This is a genomic window from Ruegeria sp. HKCCD7181, from assembly GCF_057221055.1.
This window is the reverse complement of record NZ_JBWVBC010000001.1, coordinates 463,436-481,754: the sequence shown is the minus strand read 5'-3', so window position 1 is coordinate 481,754 and position 18,319 is coordinate 463,436. Positions and strand designations below refer to the sequence as shown.

The following is an 18,319-nucleotide window of genomic DNA, read 5'->3' as shown; positions in this document are numbered from 1 at the left end:
CAATTTTGACCCGACCCTGCGTCAAATACAGGGTGTTTTCAACTGTGCTTTCATGGCAGGTTGGCTAATTATTTGATATTGCAGAAACGACATTGCCTGAAAAAGGAACGCCAATGCACCGTTTGATCCCGATCCTGATCCTTCTGGCGGCCTGTGCCGAGACGACCGTTCCCGAAACGACCGCAACCGCAACCGACAACCCGCCGGTCGATCTGGCCTTCTGCAAGGGCGAGGCGTTTGCGGATGCGGTTGGTCAGCCAGTGTCGTCGATTCAAGCAGACTTGCCAGAGCGATCCCGTGTTTTGGGACCGAATGACATTGCGACCCAGGATTACCGCATCGACCGGTTGAATGTGTTCGTGAACGGTGCCGGTGTCATTCAGCGTTTGACCTGCGGGTAAACGCAGTGCGGACTCGACTCCAGACATGATTCTCGCCTAAGAACAAAATGAGAACATTTGAATGTCTGCCCGATGCCGAAACGCCGAATACTCTCGCTGTGGTTCCCCCATCTTGGGGCTGAACGGCTGGTGCGCGCCGCGCGTGGCCTGCATGCCGGACCTTTGGCCGTGGTCGCCGAGCAATCGAACATGCAGGTCGTCACTTCGCTGAATGCCGACGCTCAGGCCGCCGGTCTGCGTGTGGGCCAGCCCGTGCGCGACGCCCATGCCATGTGCGCGAGCCTCATCACCCGCCCCCGCAACGCTCCGGCCGAGGCCGCGTTCCTGACCGCGCTACGACGGTGGGCGGGCAAGTTCAGCCCGTGGGTGGCCGAAGAGTCGCCGGACGGGCTGATCGTCGACCTGTCGGGCTGTGCGCATCTGTTTGGGGGCGAAGAGACGTTGCTGAGCGTGATCGAAACCGATTGCGCCGATATGGGTCTCAGCGTGCAGATGGGCATCGCCGACACGCTGGGCGCGGCCTGGGCGCTGGCGCGCTATGCCGGGCAAGAGGCCACATCGGACCGCAGCGGTGATGCCATCAGTCAGGAGGCGCGTGCCACGCGCGCCCGGGCGGGTAAACGACGGCACTGGACCAAGGGCGGGGCCGCACCGCAGGTGATGGCCTTGGGCGGCGGCGCGCGGATCGCCGCGCCGGGGCAGGCCTATGGCGCGCTGAGCCCGCTGCCTATCGCCGCGCTGCGGCTGGAAGATCAGACTGTGGCGCAGCTGAATCGGCTGGGCCTGCGCCGGATCGGTGATCTGCTGGGCCAGCCGCGCGCCAGTCTCGCCCGCCGCTTCGGGCGGGGGCTGGTGCTGCGACTGGATCAGGCGATGGGCAGCGCGCCCGAACCGGTCTCACCCGCCCGCCCGCCGCATCATTTTGCGGTGCGGATGACCATGCCCAACCCGATCGGCCTGATCGAGGACGTGATGGCCGCCATCGACCGGGTCTTGCCATCGCTCTGCACCAAGCTGGAGGAGAAGGCGCGCGGCGTCCGCACGCTGCGGCTTGAGGCGCATCGCGCCGATCAGGCGGCCGAGATCATCGAGGTCGGATTGGCCCGTCCGACATTCGACAAACATCGTATTCGACCTTTGTTAGAGATGAAAATAGATAAGATTGATGCTGGCTATGGCATCGACATGCTGCGGCTCGAGGCGATCCAAACCGAGCCCATCCACGCCCGCACCGTGGCCGGCCATGCCGAGGCGCGTCGCGTGGCCCGCAATCGGCTTGAGGGCAATACGGCTGTAGACGACCTGATCGGCAAACTGGGCGCCCGGGTCGGGCTTGAGGTGATCACAAGACGCCACCCGGCAGCTTCGCACATCCCTGAGAAAACGGCGCAGATTCTGGCCGCCGCATGGTCAGAACCTGCCCGCAACTGGCCCGCCCCGCCGCGCCCCCGGCCCTTGCAGATGTGGCAGCCCGAACCGGTAATGGCCCCGGAAACCCCCGACGTGCCCACCGCCTTTCGCTGGCGCGGGCGCGACTGGCAGCTGGCGCAGGCCACCGGCCCGGAACGCATTGCGCCGGAATGGTGGCTTGACGACCCCAATTGGCGCAGCGGCGTGCGCGATTATTGGGTGGTGGTGACCGAACAGGGCGAACGGTTGTGGCTGTTTTACGGCCATGGCGGCACCATGTCGGCGGGCTGGTTCTGTCACGGGCAGTTTGGTTAGACTCTATTTCCCGCGATAAACCAGCAAATCCGGCAAGTAGTCAATCAGACGGATCATCCAGGAAAACGGGGCGGGAAAATCCGTACGAAACCGACGGCGCGACATCGCCTTGACCACGCGTTCTGCCGCACCCTCGGGCGTCATCAGCATGGGCATCTTGAAACTGTTCTTCTCGGTCAGCCGAGTTTTGATGAAGCCGGGATTCACAATTCGTACAGTCACACCCGTGCCCGCCAGATCATGCCGCATCGTTTCCGCCAGAGAGATCAGCGCCGCCTTGCTGGCCCCGTATCCGATCGCCGCGGGCAAACCGTGATAACCCGCCAGGGATCCGATCAGCGTTATCTCGCCGCGACCGGCCTGAACGAAGCCGGGCACCGTTTCACCCAAGATGCGCACAGCACCCAGATAGTTCACATCACTCATCATCAGAGCGGATTCGGTATTCCATTTCGCCGAGCGCATCGGATCGTAAGCACCGGCGTTATAAACCAACCCATCTATCCTGCCGACCTCAGCCATGGCGTGGCGAACAGACTCTAAATCGGTTACATCCAGCGGGACCGGCTTTGCATTTGGCAATGCGGCACAAATCTCGGCAAGACGGTCGGCATTGCGCGCCGAGAGGATCAGGTGCGCCCCATGACGGCTCAGCACTTCAGCCAGCGCGTGGCCCAGGCCTTCGCTAGCGCCAACAATCCAATAGGTTTTTCCGTCAAAGCTGCTCATATGTAGACCGTTTCACTTGGAGTTGTTGAATTTTACGGCCTCAAAACTGTGTTGGATCAAACCATGTCAAAAGAATTGGGCTCTGAAACCAGACGTCATGACCTAGTGCATCTGTCAAAAACTTCTAATGTGATTGATCCATCCTCGCCTACCCTGCGTATCCCATTGTAAAATGCCGATTAATGAGGGTGGAATGTTCGACGAATCCCGTAACGTGCGGAAGAAAATCGCGATTGTAGGTGCAGGCATTTCAGGTCTCTCTGCCGCTTACTATCTATCTGAAAACAACGACGTGACGATTTACGAAGCCGAACCCCGGCTGGGCGGTCACGCGCGGACGGTCATTGCCGGAAGAAACAGTGATCAGCCGGTCGACACCGGATTCATCGTGTTCAACTATGTCACCTACCCCTATTTGACCAAACTGTTCGACGAGCTGAATGTGCCGGTCATCGAAAGCGAGATGAGCTTTGGCGCGACCATCGACAATGGCCGCATCGAGTACGGTCTGAACAACCTGCGTACATTGACGGCGCAAAAGCGCAATCTGGCACGGCCTGCCTACTACAAAATGATCGCCGACATCCTGCGTTTCGGCCAGGAGGCCCCTGATGCCGCACAAGACGATGACACCACAATAGGTGAGCTGGTTGATCAACTACGTCTGGGCCACTGGTTTCGCCACAACTACCTGATACCGATGTGCGGCGCGATCTGGTCTACGCCGGTCGAGTTTGTGGATCAGTTTCCGGCCCGATCTCTGGTGCAGTTTTTCCGCAACCACGCGCTGTTGGCCAGCGGCCGCGCCAACCAGCACCAGTGGTACACAGTCAAGGGCGGCAGCATCGAATATGTCCGCCGGATCGAGGCTGCCCTACGCACCCGTGGTTGCGATATCCGCGTCGCCGCGCCGGTTCAGCATGTAGACCGGCACGATCTGGGCGTAACCGTTCACAGCGATGGCCAAGCCGATCTGTTTGACGAGATCATTCTGGCAACCCACTCCGACCAGTCTCTGGCCATTCTTGGCAAGAGTGCAACCGTCGAGGAAACGGCAGCTCTCGGTGCGATCCGATACCAGCCTAACACCGCCATTCTACATTGCGACTCGGGCCAGATGCCAAGGCGCCGCGCGTGCTGGTCCAGTTGGATCTATCGCTCGCAAGCCGGCAATGTCGGGGTCACCTATTGGATGAACCGCCTTCAGAACATTCCAGACAGCGACCCGCTATTTGTTACGCTGAATGCATCTTCAGAAATTCCAGCGACAAAAATCTATGACCAAGTAGAATTCGCCCACCCGATATTCGACAAAGCCGCTTTGCGAGCACAAGGGCAGATCCGTGAGATGCAGGGACGAAACCGTACTTGGTTTGCCGGGGCATATAACCGACATGGCTTTCACGAAGATGGGATCGCCAGCGCAATGCACGTCGTCGATTTGCTGAATGGCACCTCGCAAACCATCGGAGCTTACAATGGCATTCTTGAAGAAGACCCGGCCATGCCTGCGCCGGCCAATCTCTGACATCTGGCAGGTGGCCCTGATTTCGATTGCATTGCTTGCCCCTGTCGGGCTGACGGCGTCACCGGTGGCAGATGCGCTCAACAATGCGCAGCTTAAAGGAAGTTCAACATTTCGCTTTTTAGGCGTGCCAATCTATGACGCAGAACTTTTCACGCCCGAAGGGGCTGCATTCAGTTGGAATGAAGATTTCGGCCTGAAACTGACATACCGCAAGGCTCTCAAACAGAAAGCGCTGGTTGAATCGACGCTTGAGGAAATGACTCGTCAAGGGAATCCCGCACCGACGCAAAGTCAGTTGGAACAGTGTTTTCAGGCGGTCAACAAGGGCGACAGCTATCTTGCCGTCTCCAAGGGGCCGAACGTTGTCGAATTTTGGCGCAATGGCCGCAAGACCTGTTCCTTGTCTTATCTGGGCGCCAAGCGTGCCTTCATGTCCATCTTTCTGGGTAATGATACGCGGTCGGCCACCTTTACCAGACGGTTAAAGGGGCAGTGATGCTGTATCCTCGCGTCAGTTTGTATGCCCTGATGCTGGCTGCGGCGGGAATACCGCTGTACATTCATCTGCCACGTTTTGCCGCCGTCAATCTTGGCATTGGCCTCGGCGTTATCGGAACCGTCTTGCTGGTCATTCGACTGGTGGACTTGGTGCAGGACCCTCTGATTGGGTGGGCCATCGACCGTTGGCCGAAAGGGCAGGCTTTGTTTGCGGCGATCGCGGCAGTCGGCCTGGCGATTGGATTTCCACTGCTGTTTACATTGCCCAAAGGGGCCAGTGTTAGTGTCTTGATTGCCATCCTGGTGCTGTTGTTTTCAGCCTACAGCCTCGGGACTATCTTGCTGTATGGTCGCAGCGCCACACTGGCAAAGAAACCGGATGCAAAAGAACTGATGACGCTGGCCGCCTACCGCGAGGGCGGGCAGCTGACCGGCGTTATCATAGCTGCCGCCGCGCCTGCTTTGTTTGTGGCCCTTGGTGCCAGTGCGCAGGGATATCCATCCTTTGGCCTGTTTCTGGGCTTGCTGGCTATTGTAACTCTGGTCCTGACACTTCCAATCTGGTGGCGCGCACCTATCACAGGGCAGGCTCTGTCCTTCGCCGAGCTTGGTCAGGCCGGAGCGCTGCGCCTGCTGGCTCTGGCACTGATCAACAGTCTGCCGGTCGCGATAACCTCGACCCTATTTCTGTTTTTTGTCGAAGATCGTTTGCAACTACCTGGTAAGGCGGGCCCACTTTTAGTCCTGTTCTTTCTCAGCGCAGGTGTCAGCGTGCCGCTTTGGACGCGGCTCAGCAACCGAATTGGCCCGAAACAGACTCTGATGATCGCTATGCCGCTGTCTATCGCGGGCTTTATCGGGGCTGCGATGCTGTCTGCTGGGAACCTTGGTGCGTTTTCCCTGATCTGCATCGCCTCAGGTGCAGCGCTTGGCGCCGATATGGTTGTTCTGCCCGCCATGTTTTCGGTCGTGTTGACCCGTGCGCGCCTTAATGCCTCGGCCGCTTTTGGCATCTGGTCTTTTGCCGGCAAGCTGGGCCTGGCCCTTGCGGCCTTTTTCACACTGCCACTGCTGGAACGCAGTGGATTTTCTCCCGGACAATCCAACACGGCGCAGGCGCTAAACACGCTCAATCTGGCCTATGCCGTTCTTCCCTGCATTCTCAAACTCGGCGCATTCGGAATGGTTCTGACGCTGCCGACGGAGGTCCCTACCAAATGAAACTCCTGGCTGTCATTCTATTTGCGGTAATTGCTGTAATTGTGGGCAAAGCGCGATTTCTCAGCTTTCGATCTCAATCGCCGTCTGACTATGCCAGCACCGGGCCTGAGTTCTCGCTCAAGGATCATCTGAACGGAGAGATCCTGTCCGAAGGTCTGATCTATGGGCCAAACGGAAAGATGTCGAACAGCTTCGTCGCCCGCATGATCGGCGAGTGGCAGGGTAACACCGGTACGTTGGCCGAGCACTTCACTTACTCCAACGGCAAGCAGATGGTCCGCAAGTGGCATTTGACGATAGGCACCGGAAATACATTCACCGCCACTGCCGATGATATTGTGGGGGAAGGTCAGGGCTTCATATCGGGTTCTACCGTAAAACTGACTTACCGCATCATTTTGCCGAAGGACGCCGGAGGTCACACACTGGATGTCACCGACTGGATGTATCTGACCGAAAACGGTGCGATCATGAACAGGTCCGAGATGCGTAAGTACGGCATCAAGGTAGCCGAGCTGATCGCCACAATGCGCCCGGCCCCTGCCATTGCATCTGCACATCTGAACGGGGGCTACGGGCATGATGCAAAGGCTGAATCGAGGCCCCTGCAATGATGTCTCGTCGAATCCTGTTTGGCGCGTTCACAATTGCTGGTCTGGCCGTCCTGACTGCTTGCTCTGCCAAACCTCGAGTCCCCAAGACCTTTCTGTCGGACAGACAGCTTAACCTCGAAGAATTCTTTGAGGGGAAGACCATCGCATATGGTCAGTTTCAGGATATCCTGGGCAACGTCTCACGCCGTTTTACGGTCGAGATCGACGGCACGTGGAACGGTGAGACGCTGACGCTGGTCGAAGATTTCGTCTATGACGACGGTGCAACCGAGCAGCGGATCTGGACCTTGATCAAAACGGGCGAAGACACCTGGACCGGTACTGCAGCGGGCGTTCTGGGTACTGCGTCCGGGATTGAACGTGGAGATACCTTCAACTGGAAATACAAGATCGACCTGCCCGTGAAAGACGGCACCATGCGAGTGAATTTTGATGACTGGATGTGGCTGCTGAGCGACGACAGATTGCTCAACCGCGCCTATGTCTCGCGTTACGGGGTGCGTCTGGGCGAAGTCATTTTGTACTTTGAAAAGTAATGACATTTGACGCTGTCGCCTTGCGGCGGTTGACCCGTTCGACTTCATCCCCCATCCTTGCCAAAACCAGACCGGGCTTGATTATTAACACCGCATTGGCGCGGACGGTCTGAGCGTCATTATGGCAGGGTCAAGTGCATGCCCAAGACATCGCAGAAGACATATGTTCTGGATACCCATCGCCTGCGGGACCCGGAACAGACCCTTGCCATCGTCCGGCCTCATCTGAAACGGATGGGCATCACTCGCGTCGCCAACCTGACCGGGCTGGACCGTGTCGGCCTGCCGACAGTGATGGTGACCCGCCCGAATTCGCGGTCTGTCGCCGTGTCTCTGGGCAAGGGCCTTTCCTTGCAGGCCGCTGAGGCGTCCGGTGTAATGGAGGCGATTGAATCCTGGCATGCCGAACGGATAGAGTTGCCCCTGCGGTTGGCCAGCCACACCGATCTGATTCAGGACAAGGCACATGTCGCGGATGTTTCGGCCTTGCCGCAGGTTACAGGTGGCCGCTTTGATCCCCATCGCAGCATGCTGTGGGTGCAGGGACGCGATCTGACGGTCAATCAGGATTGCTGGGTTCCGTATGAGATGGTCGATACGGACTACACCGGTTCGCACAGTGCCGGGCAAGGCGCCTTTCCGCGGACGACAAATGGTCTGGCTTCCGGCAATAACGTTATTGAGGCGAGTTGCCATGCCATCTGCGAGTTGATCGAACGTGACGCCACCACACTCTGGCACCATCGACCGGTTCCACCACGAGTAGATCCTGACAGCGTTGACGATCCAAGATGCCAACAGGCGATGGACCTGATCACCACGGCAGGGCTTGAGATGGGGATTTGGGATACAACCTCGGACATCGGGATCGCATGTTTGCGATGCGTGATCAGTGAGGCGGGCGACAAACCCGGCCATATCGGCATCGGCGATGGTTGCCACCCCGACCGTTCCATAGCCTTATTGCGCGCACTGACAGAAGCCGCTCAGACACGGCTGACTTACATATCCGGAGCGCGCGACGATTTGGATCCGGCCGAGTTCACGGACAAGGCGCAATCTGATCGGTGTTCCTATGTCCGCAACCTGATCAAAACGGTAACGGCGTCAACGGATTTTACGAACTGCCCCACCAATGTCACCGGGTCATTCGACGAAGATCTTGCCCTTCTACTCGAGCGCTTGTCGTCTGCAGGGGTGCCTCAGGTTATCACTGTCGATCTGTCCCGCTCCGAGGTCGACATTGCGGTGGTTCGGGCCGTTATTCCGGGGCTGGAGGCGCCCCACGACGATCCCGATTATGTTGCCGGAAACCGGGCAAAACAGCTCGGGGACACCGCAACATGACATTTGTAATCTTCGTTGGCCCCACCCTCACCGCTGAAGAAGTGGCGCAGTGTCTGGATGCTACCATCCTGCCGCCTGTGCGACAGGGCGATGTTTATCGCGCTGTCCACAGCAAACCGCGCGCAATCGGGATCATTGATGGCTTTTTCGAAGGCGTGCCGTCGGTTTGGCACAAGGAAATCCTGTGGGCGATGGAGCAGGGTATTCCCGTCTATGGCAGCGCCAGCATGGGGGCTTTGCGCGCCGCCGAGCTGGCCGATTTCGGAATGATCGGCGTCGGGCGCATTTTTCAGGATTACCTCAGTGGCGCATTGCAGGACGACGACGAAGTCGCGGTCCTGCACAGCCCCGCCGAGCTTGGGTTCCTACCACTTAGCGAGCCTATGGTCTCGGTCCGAGCCACCGCAGAGCGGGCAGTCAAAACCGGCGTTGTGACGCCGGACACAGCATCAGAGATGCTGCGCGTCGCGAAGGCGCTGAACTATCGCGAGCGGACGTGGAGCAGGATTTGCGATGCGCTGGGCGGACGTTCCGATACGGCAGATTTCACACTGTGGTTGCCCGAGGGTCGGGTTGATGCCAAGGCCGATGACGCTCGCGAAATGCTCACACAGATGGCGCAGCAGGACGCGCCGGAACAGGCCAATGGCACACCAGTTCGAGTTGAACCCACTTTGGCCTGGCGTGAATTGCGTGCCCGCATCGACGGAGAACCTGCCGCGGGGGCAGTCAGCGATCAGAGCACAATCGATGAATTGCGGTTGAACCCGGAACGATATGCCCAGCTTCGAGACCTTGCTCTACTAAGCCTGCTGGCAGACGAGGACGCTCGACGTAACAATCGCGAGCCAGACCGCGATGCCCTCGTACGGCAAATGTCTGATCACAGAACCAACGCAAGGCTTTCGCGGCGCTCTGATCTCATGCGATGGCTTGAGGAAAACGACCTGAGCCCACAGGATTATGAGGCCTTGCTGGCCAACCGGTCTCGCGTCCAGGCGGCCCTGTCTTCGCGCGCCAAGATGCTGGATGTCCCCTTGCTGGCCGAGCTGAGACAAAACGGCGAGTACATCGCCCTGCGCGACCGCGCCGCCCGCAAAGCAGATGCTATCGCACATCTCCAACGGCCAGCTGGAAAACAGGCATCAGTGGATCGGTTGCAGGCTCTGATATGGTATTTTGAAACGCGGCTTGACCAAGAGGTGCCAGATGATCTTGAATCATATGCAGTTTCACTCGGCCTGGCCGGGCGCGATGCATTTTACGAATTGATCGAAGCTGAATTCTTGTTTTGCCAGTCAGATGGCGATCGCACAGAACACTGACCCTGCCACCCAGGCAGGCACGGGTCTGGCAAATTGCAGGAGGGTAAATTGATGAACCGGCCCGAGCACATAGAAGACGAAGCACCGGGCACGCGGTTTCTGCTATACCCGCAGTCCCCTTATCTGGAGCCGGACGCACAGCCAGAGCTGGTGGAAATCTCGGCACCGCCCGGCAGTATCGGCGCCGGCCCGTCCGGGCCGCGCATGTATACCGTTAACCCCGTCGGCAAAACCACACCATATGGCGCAATCGTACCCGGTCCAAATGGACCACAGATGTATCTGCCGCCCTGGAACGGGTATTTTCAGCCGCCACCTGAACCCGATGAATTCGGAAATTTTGTCCATATCGCACCCTCTGACCCTAGCTTTGAGGCGGCGCACCTGTTCGGTTCGGCGCATTTCACAATGGACGTTTGGGAGGGGTATTTCGGCCGACCAATCCCTTGGCATTTCGCTCGCGACTTTGACCGTTTGGAATTGTCGCTACTACCCAGCCTCGACAATGCGCACATTGGCTGGGGATTTCTGGAAACCGGTGGAACGTGGGAACACGGCGACGAATACCGCCCCTATAGTCTGAACTTTGATGTCGTGGCGCATGAAATCGGGCATTCCATAATCTACAGCGTAATCGGGATGCCGTCGGACGGGGACGCCTCGGGTGAATATTACGGGTTCCACGAATCTGCGGCGGATATGGTGGCGCTGCTGGCGTCGCTGCATTTCGGTTCGGTCGTTGAGGACCTGCTCAGGAACACGCATGGCAATCTGTATACCTTCAATCGCCTGAGCCGATTTGCCGAACTGTCGCAGAATGCACAGATCCGGATCGCCGCCAATGACCGTACCCTGTCAGAGTTTGCCCAGGGTTGGTCTAGCGAACACGCCTTATCAGAGCCTCTGACAGGTGCAATGTTCGACATTCTGATCGATATCTATCACGAAAGGCTGCTGGTCCATGACCTGATCAGCCCCGAGATGGAAGACCTGTCGGACCAACTGGAAGGATCTCCTGAATACAGCGAGATCATGCAGCAGATGTTCGATACTCAGTATGCCGCCAATCCCGAAGGGTTCCGCTTGGCCCTGCTGGAAGCGCGCGATTTCCTTGGCTCTTACCTCGCGGACGCGTGGGAGATGCTGGATGCGGATATGCTGAGTTATTTTGGGGTCGAACGGGCGTTGCTGACGGTGGACCATGAAATCACTGGCGGTGCGTTCCGGCAGATTATCGAAGGTAACTTCCGAATGCGGGATATAGGGCTGGTGGCGGCGGGTCCACGTCTGGCCGAACCAGACGACTCCAGCCATGCGTCTTCGGTGCGTACGCGGGTGCCTGGATAAGCAAAACCTTAAAGTCTTTGTTTTCACCCCGTTTTGTGGCATTTTGGCCGCGCGGGATGATATTTTTTTAATTTAGGCACGCACAGGTTGCGGGCTAACAAGGGGGGAGATGGGGTCTCTGGCGTCGTCGATCCTGTAAGAGGGAGATAGTGATATGTCTGAGTCCTTGCTCAGTTTTTCAGAAGTGTTGTTATTCGGACGCCTGCTTCACGACATCGGAATATTGGAACCTACCAAGGTCGATACTGCGTACGAGGCAGACACTGGAGCGGTGCCAACTATTGGAGCAGACGATAAGCTTAACGGTGTATTACTGAAAGCCGATGATCTGGTGTTGGTACAGATCGACGATGGGCCACTGAAGAGTGGCATCTACAAAGTATCTGGAACCACAGGCAGTCTTACTCTCGGTGGTCGCGCTACGATTGAGCGCGGAAATATTGCCATAGTAAAGAGAAGTGGCAAACCCAGTCGTTCCGTCTGGCGGCAAAAAGCAAAAGAACTCAATGAGCAATCCTTCAAAAACACTGGTAAGCGTTGGCGGCGCGGCAAGGGGAACAACAATTTCCTGGGCGATCAGTTCGGAACTAATACCCGTCTCGCCAGAATTTATGGCTTCTCTTACGAAGGAACTTATTACGATCTTCCAGAGCCTTGCATTTTCCTTGTTCATGGCAACGGAGACAGCGCTACAGATGGTGATCTTCCAAGCGGCCAGGGAGCCCGTGCGCCTCAGGATCCTTCGATATCCGGCGTTGCAGCAGCGGACTATCAAATAGCTAACGATATCCGTGTGTGGGATTACGACAAGGCAGACTACACTATGCGCATGGACGTTCTAGCCGGCCAGTTTGAGCAGGTTCTGCTCGACATCTACTTTGGCTTTGACAGCCCGGCGATCAGTGGTGCGAAAGTCAGCGGCGCAAAAGTCAGTGGTGCCAAGGTCAGCGGTGCAAAAGTCAGCGGTGCCAAGGTCAGCGGCGCAAAAGTCAGCGGCGCAAAGGCACGCGGCGACTGACCCCCGATGAACCCAATCTCAGGGCGTGCAATCTGCACGCCCTTTATTGTTTTCAGAACCCGGCCTTTTTCAAGCCTTCCACGAAATGCTGGGTATCGTCCTCTAACCGGTCTGGCTGAACTTTTGACCACCGGTCCAGCGAAAAATTAGGGTGCGCCTCGCGGTGCTGGTCCGCGATGAGGCGGGCCATTTCCATGTTGCCCATCTGCGCATAGCTGGCCGCAAGAATTCGTTGACCTTCGGTCGGATTGTTCATCTTGTTCACCGATTCGATCACGTCTTCATACTGCTTCAGATTGTAATAGGCACCGCCCAGGTGCCACAGATATTGGTCGGGGAAATAGGGGTTCAGGCGCATGGCCTGCTGTAAATGGTTGATCGCCGCTTCATTGTCGCCGGAATGGGCCAACGCATCCGCAAAATCGGAATGCATATCCGCGTCGTTGGGATTAAGCGCCAGTGCCCGCCTATACGACTGGAGCGCCGAGTCATGCTCCTTGCGATAGAGATGCACGAAGCCAAGCTCACCAAAACCGCGGGCGTCGGTGGGGTCCAAATCGATCGCACGCTGCGCCAACCCCAAAGCTTTGTCCAGCGCACCTGACGGGTCTTCAGCCCATGAATACCGCCAATCTATATTCAGCGTCCGCGACAGCGCGGCAGCCGCCCGGGCGTAGCCGCCGTCCCTTTGCAGAGCTGATTCATAGAAATTCTGAGCTTTTCGGTTGTCGTTACGTGTGTACTTGAAAATATGGTGCTGCCCCTGCAACACCGACCCATATGCCTGGAGATCTGAAGGAACAGCCTGCACCGTCCGCTGTTTTTCATGAGACTCGATCATTACCGCCATAGCCGCAACGATGCATTCGGTCACTTCGTCCAGAATGTCGAATATATCGTCGATCTTGCGGTCGAACCGTTCCGCCCAGATAGTGCGCTCGGACTGTGCGTCGATCAGCTCGGCTGTGATCCGAATTCGACTGGAAGACCGGCGCACACTGCCCCGTGCGACATAACGGACGTTCAATCGTTTCGCGGCATCCTGCGGTGGCATGGACTGCGTCTTGAAAAAGAACGACGAATTCCGCGCGATGATGAACAGGTTACGGAACTTGGACAGGTTCATGATGATGTCATCTGTCAGACCTTCGGCGATCCAATCATCGTTTTCGTCCTGTCCGGTGATGGAAAACGGTAAAACGGCCACAGACGGTGTGTCGGGGCGCTGTAACAGAAGATCCGGTTGCGGTTCCGCGCGCATCGCAGCCGCCATCGTTGCGCCTTCGACTTCGCTGCGGACGCAGTAAGTGGACACGGGCGACATGATGTTCTTGAGTTGCTTGGGCCCCAGATACTCATAACCATAGCGTAAGCGGTTGCGGATCTGGTCATAGACGGCCGAGCTAACATAGACCCGTTCAGGATCGGCAATTTCCTGAAGCCGCGCGGCTATGTTGACATTGTCGCCGTGAATTCCGCGCTCATCGATCAGGACTTCTCCCAGGTGAACGCCGGCCCTGAACCTGATCGGCTCGGCATATGGACGCGTTTGGTTGTACTTGGCGGCAACACGATGCAGTTCGATCGTAAATTCGACGGCGCTGGTGGCAGTGTCGAACAGAGCCAAAATACCGTCGCCTCGTACTTCGACCACTTCTCCGGAGTAGGTTTCACAAGTGGTTTCCAGATGGGAAATAATGGATTTCAACGCGTTATACGTATCCATCTCATTTTCGCTCATCAAACGGGAATAGCCGACAACGTCGGCAAACATCACCGCGCCAAGCTTTTGTTTGATGGGTCTGTCCGAACTGGAACTATTCACTGGCATTACTCGATTGGGTTCTATCGATGATTCTGTCAGGCAAAATATAGTCGATTCTGCCGCGTTGTGCGGTTGCAAGCTTGTGACATTTCAACTGCCTCCAATCTCCCTGGGTGGCCATGACCAGCTGGCAGAAACGTCAGATCCAAAGGTAACGACTGTCTCGGAACCCAAATCCCGCGCCAGGGATTGACGATGCGCGATCCAGTCCGGTTGCAAAAGGCCGACCACGACGATGTCGTGAAACTGCCCGTCCGCAAACCAGGCCTGACGCATCGTGCCTTCATCCTGAAAACCCAGGCTGCGAACCACGTCCCGGCTGCGCTGGTTGTCAGCCCGACAATACGACGTGATACGATTCAGACCAAGCTGCCGGAATGCAAAGTCCAACAACAAGGCCGACGCCCGGATCCCTACACCGCTGCGCCGCACGGACTTGTCAACGAACAACGGAATAACCGCGTCACGGTTGATGCTGGATATCGCGTCTAGTCCGGTCATGCCCAGTGTCTCTCCGGTGTCGGTTTCGATGACGAACCAGCATTTGTTACAATCCTTAGAAGCGCTGACGGCATCGTCCCACATGTGTTCAGTCTGTAATTGATTCAATGGAATACGGCAGGACCTGTCGAAAAGCGCGAGGTCTTCGACGTCCTGAAACCATCGCTTAACATTTGCCAGATCCGCCTTTTCCAAAGGACGCAATCTGAACAGCCTCGTCGGAATATCGGCCAAAAGAAATGACCCCCAAAATGAATGCGTAAATTTATTCCGAGGATACTAGCACGAAAACGCGTTAAACAAGAAAGGTGTATTTTACACATAACTCAGCGGAGTGTTTTTTTCGCTGGCGAAGAGTGAGGTTACCCGAAGCAGCGCAAGCCGAGCCATCGCCAGACCGCGGGGTGGCGATCCTCGGGCCGTGGTGGGCAATTTATGCTGGCCAAGTCGGTGTATCGTTCAAACTTTGCGCTTACAGAAACAAATCGCCAGCCCGTGCGGGCGGTCTGGCGATAGCGCGGCGGCCTATCGGCCTTTGTTCCGCGCTTACTTCTTGAAGCGATCTATGAGCTTTTTGGTTTTGTAAACTCGGTTTAGCCGGTCGGTGTAAATCTGGTCTCGTTTATCCCAGACACGGTGATGCGCTAGCAAGAAAAGTCCTTGGAACGGCGTCATAGCCAGCAGGATCAGCGCGTTGATCCATCCGGGAAAGAAGCTCGCAAGCCCGGAAAAGATCAAAAAAGGTCCAAATACAACGGCATAGCCCACCCACCGGCGATGGCGTGCAGAAAACGCGAAGCACTAGTCGTAGTAGGTCGCAAGGTATACACCAAGTTGATACACTACCTACCACCACTTCCAAAAACCGCTGTTGCGTTTGTTAATCAGGTCTTGGGTTTTTTCTTTTTGAATCCTATCTCCCATGTGGAAAGCACCGGGCTTCGAAAACTCAAGGCCAGCAATCAGCATGCCCGGCAGAAACAAAAGCGCAGATACGACAAAAGCGATCAAGACGGCGGCCGAGTTGCTTTCCGAAACCCAAGACGTCAGCATCGGTAGAACAAAAACCGCGAGAAACGAGCACAAAAGCCAAAGCAGTGGACGTTTGGAAACCCTACGTTTCCACCAATCGCGATATGCTGTTAGCCAGTCGTCCAATGATCTCTCTAACGGCTCAAACCACCATGCAGGTTCGGCATATCCAGCGCCGCAAACCCATAGTGCCGCAACCAACGCAAATCGCTATCAAAGAACGCGCGCAAATCTGGGATGCCGTATTTCAGCATCGCCAGACGGTCGATGCCGATGCCAAAGGCAAAGCCCTGATAGACCTCTGGGTCAATTCCACCGGCGGCAATCACCTTGGGGTGGACCATGCCGGACCCAAGAATCTCCATCCAGTCGTCACCCTCACCGATCTTCAGCTGCCCGTTATCCCAGGAACAGCGGATATCGACCTCGGCCGACGGCTCGGTGAACGGGAAGTGCGAGGCGCGGAAGCGCAGTTCGACATCGTCGACTTCGAAGAACGCCTTCACGAACTCCTCCAGAACCCATTTCAGGTTCGCCATCGAGATGTCCTTGTCGAGGGCCAGCCCCTCGACCTGATGGAACATCGGCGTGTGGGTCTGGTCATAGTCGGCGCGGTAGACGCCGCCCGGGCAGATCACGCGGATCGGCGCGCCCTGCTTCTCCATCGAGCGGATCTGCACCGGAGACGTATGGGTGCGCAGCACGTGCGGCGGGCGATTGTCGCCCTCGGCGCGGTGCATGTAAAACGTGTCCATTTCGGCCCGCGCGGGGTGGTGGCCGGGGATGTTCAGGGCGTCGAAGTTATGCCAGTCGGTCTCGATCCGCGGCCCTTCCGCGACAGAGAAGCCAAGTTCGGCAAAGATCGCGGTCAATTCCTCGGTCGCCTGGCTGACGGGGTGGATCGAGCCCTGACGGCGCGCACGGGTCGGCAGCGTGACATCCAGCCATTCGGTGCGCAGACGCTCATCCAGCGCGGCATCGGCCAGTGCAGATTTCTTGGCGGTCAGCGCCGAGTTGATCTCGTCCTTCAGGGCGTTCAGCGCAGGGCCCGCGACCTGACGTTCTTCGGGCGTCATCTTGCCCAGCTCGCGCATTTTCAGCGCCACTTCGCCTTTTTTGCCAACGGCGGCGACGCGGATCGCTTCGAGCGTATTTTCGTCGCCAGCCTCGGCGATTTGCCCCAGATATTTTACCTTAAGATCGTCCATGACGCTTTCCGAACTGGCCCCTGAATTTGGTCCAGAACCTGCTATCGGCCTATCCTTGCGAATGCAAGCCGGACGGTGCGGATCAATAACTGTATTCGGGGTAAATCCGGGTCAGATCGCCGTTCCAGTCACTGTCGTAGCGCTCCATCAGCTCGTCCGCCGGAACTTTGCCGGATTCGATACTGTCTTTGAGCGCGTTCAGGAAATGGGTTTCGTCCGGGACCAGACCGCCTGCGCCCGGTCGAGCGCGCGATTTCAACCCTGCATCGGCGATCGCAACAACTTCGCGGGACAGATCGTGCATGCTGATCCCGCCGACCTTAGCCTGAAGCCCGTCTTTGGCGGCCTCGACCCGCAAAGCCTCACGCGTCTCGGCATCCCAGCCCTTGACCAGATCCCAGGCGGCGTCCAGCGCACTCTGGTCATAGGTCAGGCCAACCCAGAAGGCAGGCAGGGCACACAGGCGGCGCCACGGGCCGCCATCGGCTCCACGCATTTCCATGAACTTCTTGATCCGCGCTTCGGGGAATGCGGTCGTCAGATGGTCGGCCCAATCGCTGAGCGTCGGCGTCTCACCGGGCAAGGCAGGCAATTTGCCTTGCAGGAAATCGCGGAACGACATGCCCAGCGCGTTGATGTATTCGCCATTGCGGTAAACGAAATACATCGGCACATCGAGCGCGTATTGGACATAGCGTTCGAACCCGAACCCTTCTTCGAACACGAATGGAAGCATGCCGGTCCGCGCGTCGTCCAGATGCCGCCAGATATAGCTGCGCCAGCTTTTCTGACCGATGGGTTTGTCTTCAAAGAACGGAGAGTTCGCGAACAGCGCCGTTGCCACCGGTTGCAACGCCAGTGCCACCCGCAATTTCTGTACCATGTCGGCCTCGGACCCGAAGTCGATGTTGACCTGAACCGTACAGGTTCGGCGCATCATGGCACGGCCCATTGTGCCAACTTCTTCCATATAATCGTTCATCAGACGATAGCGCCCTTTGGGCATTAAAGGCATCTGATCATGGGTCCAGATCGGGGCGGCACCCAGGCCGATGAATCCTACGCCGATCTCGTCGGCGATATCCTTGACCTCGCGCAGGTGAATGTTCACCTCGTCACAGGTTTCGTGAATCGTCTCAAGCGGAGCCCCTGAAAGCTCCAGCGCGCCGCCCGGTTCCAGGCTGACATTGGCACCATCTTTCTCCAGCCCGATCAGATGTCCGGCCTCGCGCACTTCGGCCCAGCCGTGGCGATCCCGCAGCCCTTCCAACACTGCCACGATCGAGCGTTTGCCCTCGAACGGCAACGGCTTCAGCGTGTCCTTGCAATAACCGAATTTCTCGTGCTCGGTCCCGATGCGCCAATCCTGCTTGGGCTTGCAGCCCGATTCCAGATATTCGGCCAGTTGTTCGTGGCGTTCGATCGGTCCGCCGCCGGACTGGGGGATGGACATGAAGCGTGCTC

At 57.5% G+C, this 18,319-nt stretch carries 16 protein-coding genes; 11 read left to right on the top strand and 5 right to left on the bottom strand.

Annotated features, from left to right (window positions below):
• Positions 1-113: 113 nt before the first annotated feature.
• Together AC2TCY_RS02395 and AC2TCY_RS02390 are read left to right on the top strand one after the other, a co-directional pair.
• Entirely contained in the window at positions 114-401 is a 288-nt protein-coding gene (locus AC2TCY_RS02395; protein ID WP_480845220.1) for an I78 family peptidase inhibitor, read from the top strand.
• A gap of 72 nt (positions 402-473) precedes the next feature.
• Positions 474-2,126, top strand: coding sequence for a DUF6504 family protein (locus tag AC2TCY_RS02390; protein ID WP_480845218.1), 1,653 nt, complete (start codon positions 474-476; stop codon positions 2,124-2,126).
• Positions 2,127-2,129: 3 nt separating this feature from the next.
• On the opposite strand, the gene AC2TCY_RS02385 is transcribed toward AC2TCY_RS02390, so the two are convergent.
• Entirely contained in the window at positions 2,130-2,855 is a 726-nt protein-coding gene (locus AC2TCY_RS02385) for an SDR family NAD(P)-dependent oxidoreductase (protein ID WP_480845217.1), read from the bottom strand.
• Between the two features lie 193 nt (positions 2,856-3,048).
• Here AC2TCY_RS02385 and AC2TCY_RS02380 point away from each other — a divergent pair, with 193 nt between their 5' ends.
• The 9 genes from AC2TCY_RS02380 (at position 3,049) to AC2TCY_RS02340 (ending at position 12,289) form a co-directional block, all read left to right on the top strand.
• Positions 3,049-4,383 (top strand): NAD(P)/FAD-dependent oxidoreductase, encoded by a 1,335-nt coding sequence (locus AC2TCY_RS02380; protein WP_480845216.1) that lies wholly within the window; start codon positions 3,049-3,051, stop codon positions 4,381-4,383.
• Positions 4,334-4,879 (top strand): hypothetical protein, encoded by a 546-nt coding sequence (locus AC2TCY_RS02375; RefSeq protein WP_480845215.1) that lies wholly within the window; start codon positions 4,334-4,336, stop codon positions 4,877-4,879. Before AC2TCY_RS02380 ends, AC2TCY_RS02375 begins: the two co-directional genes overlap by 50 nt.
• The gene (locus tag AC2TCY_RS02370) at positions 4,879-6,102 is read left to right on the top strand and encodes an MFS transporter (protein ID WP_480845214.1); all 1,224 of its coding nucleotides are present in this window, start codon (positions 4,879-4,881) and stop codon (positions 6,100-6,102) included. Before AC2TCY_RS02375 ends, AC2TCY_RS02370 begins: the two co-directional genes overlap by 1 nt.
• Positions 6,099-6,716 (top strand): DUF3833 domain-containing protein, encoded by a 618-nt coding sequence (locus tag AC2TCY_RS02365; protein WP_480845212.1) that lies wholly within the window; start codon positions 6,099-6,101, stop codon positions 6,714-6,716. The genes AC2TCY_RS02370 and AC2TCY_RS02365 overlap by 4 nt, the downstream gene beginning before the upstream one ends.
• A complete protein-coding gene (locus tag AC2TCY_RS02360) occupies positions 6,713-7,252 on the top strand; it encodes a DUF3833 domain-containing protein (RefSeq protein WP_480845211.1) in 540 nt (179 codons plus the stop codon). Before AC2TCY_RS02365 ends, AC2TCY_RS02360 begins: the two co-directional genes overlap by 4 nt.
• 138 nt (positions 7,253-7,390) lie before the next feature.
• Entirely contained in the window at positions 7,391-8,599 is a 1,209-nt protein-coding gene (locus tag AC2TCY_RS02355) for a YcaO-like family protein (protein ID WP_480845210.1), read from the top strand.
• A complete protein-coding gene (locus AC2TCY_RS02350; RefSeq protein ID WP_480845209.1) occupies positions 8,596-9,924 on the top strand; it encodes a TfuA-like protein in 1,329 nt (442 codons plus the stop codon). The genes AC2TCY_RS02355 and AC2TCY_RS02350 overlap by 4 nt, the downstream gene beginning before the upstream one ends.
• A 51-nt stretch (positions 9,925-9,975) precedes the next feature.
• Complete coding sequence (locus AC2TCY_RS02345) at positions 9,976-11,271, top strand: gluzincin family metallopeptidase (RefSeq protein ID WP_480845208.1); 1,296 nt, start codon at positions 9,976-9,978, stop codon at positions 11,269-11,271.
• Between the two features lie 154 nt (positions 11,272-11,425).
• A complete protein-coding gene (locus AC2TCY_RS02340; RefSeq protein WP_480845206.1) occupies positions 11,426-12,289 on the top strand; it encodes a hypothetical protein in 864 nt (287 codons plus the stop codon).
• 52 nt (positions 12,290-12,341) lie between these two features.
• Here AC2TCY_RS02340 and AC2TCY_RS02335 read toward each other — a convergent pair whose 3' ends face one another.
• The 4 genes from AC2TCY_RS02335 to AC2TCY_RS02320 form a co-directional block, all read right to left on the bottom strand.
• On the bottom strand, positions 12,342-14,063 hold the full coding sequence (locus tag AC2TCY_RS02335) for an adenylate/guanylate cyclase domain-containing protein (protein WP_480845205.1): 1,722 nt from the start codon (positions 14,061-14,063) through the stop codon (positions 12,342-12,344).
• A 141-nt stretch (positions 14,064-14,204) separates the two neighbouring features.
• Positions 14,205-14,819: a GNAT family N-acetyltransferase gene (locus AC2TCY_RS02330; protein WP_480845204.1), complete on the bottom strand. Its 615-nt coding sequence runs from the start codon at positions 14,817-14,819 to the stop codon at positions 14,205-14,207.
• A 962-nt stretch (positions 14,820-15,781) separates the two neighbouring features.
• Positions 15,782-16,855, bottom strand: a complete 1,074-nt coding sequence (gene pheS / locus AC2TCY_RS02325) for a phenylalanine--tRNA ligase subunit alpha (protein ID WP_480845202.1) — start codon at positions 16,853-16,855, stop codon at positions 15,782-15,784.
• Between the two features lie 82 nt (positions 16,856-16,937).
• Positions 16,938-18,308, bottom strand: a complete 1,371-nt coding sequence (locus AC2TCY_RS02320; RefSeq protein ID WP_480845201.1) for a glutamate--cysteine ligase — start codon at positions 18,306-18,308, stop codon at positions 16,938-16,940.
• Between the last annotated feature and the right edge of the window lie 11 nt (positions 18,309-18,319).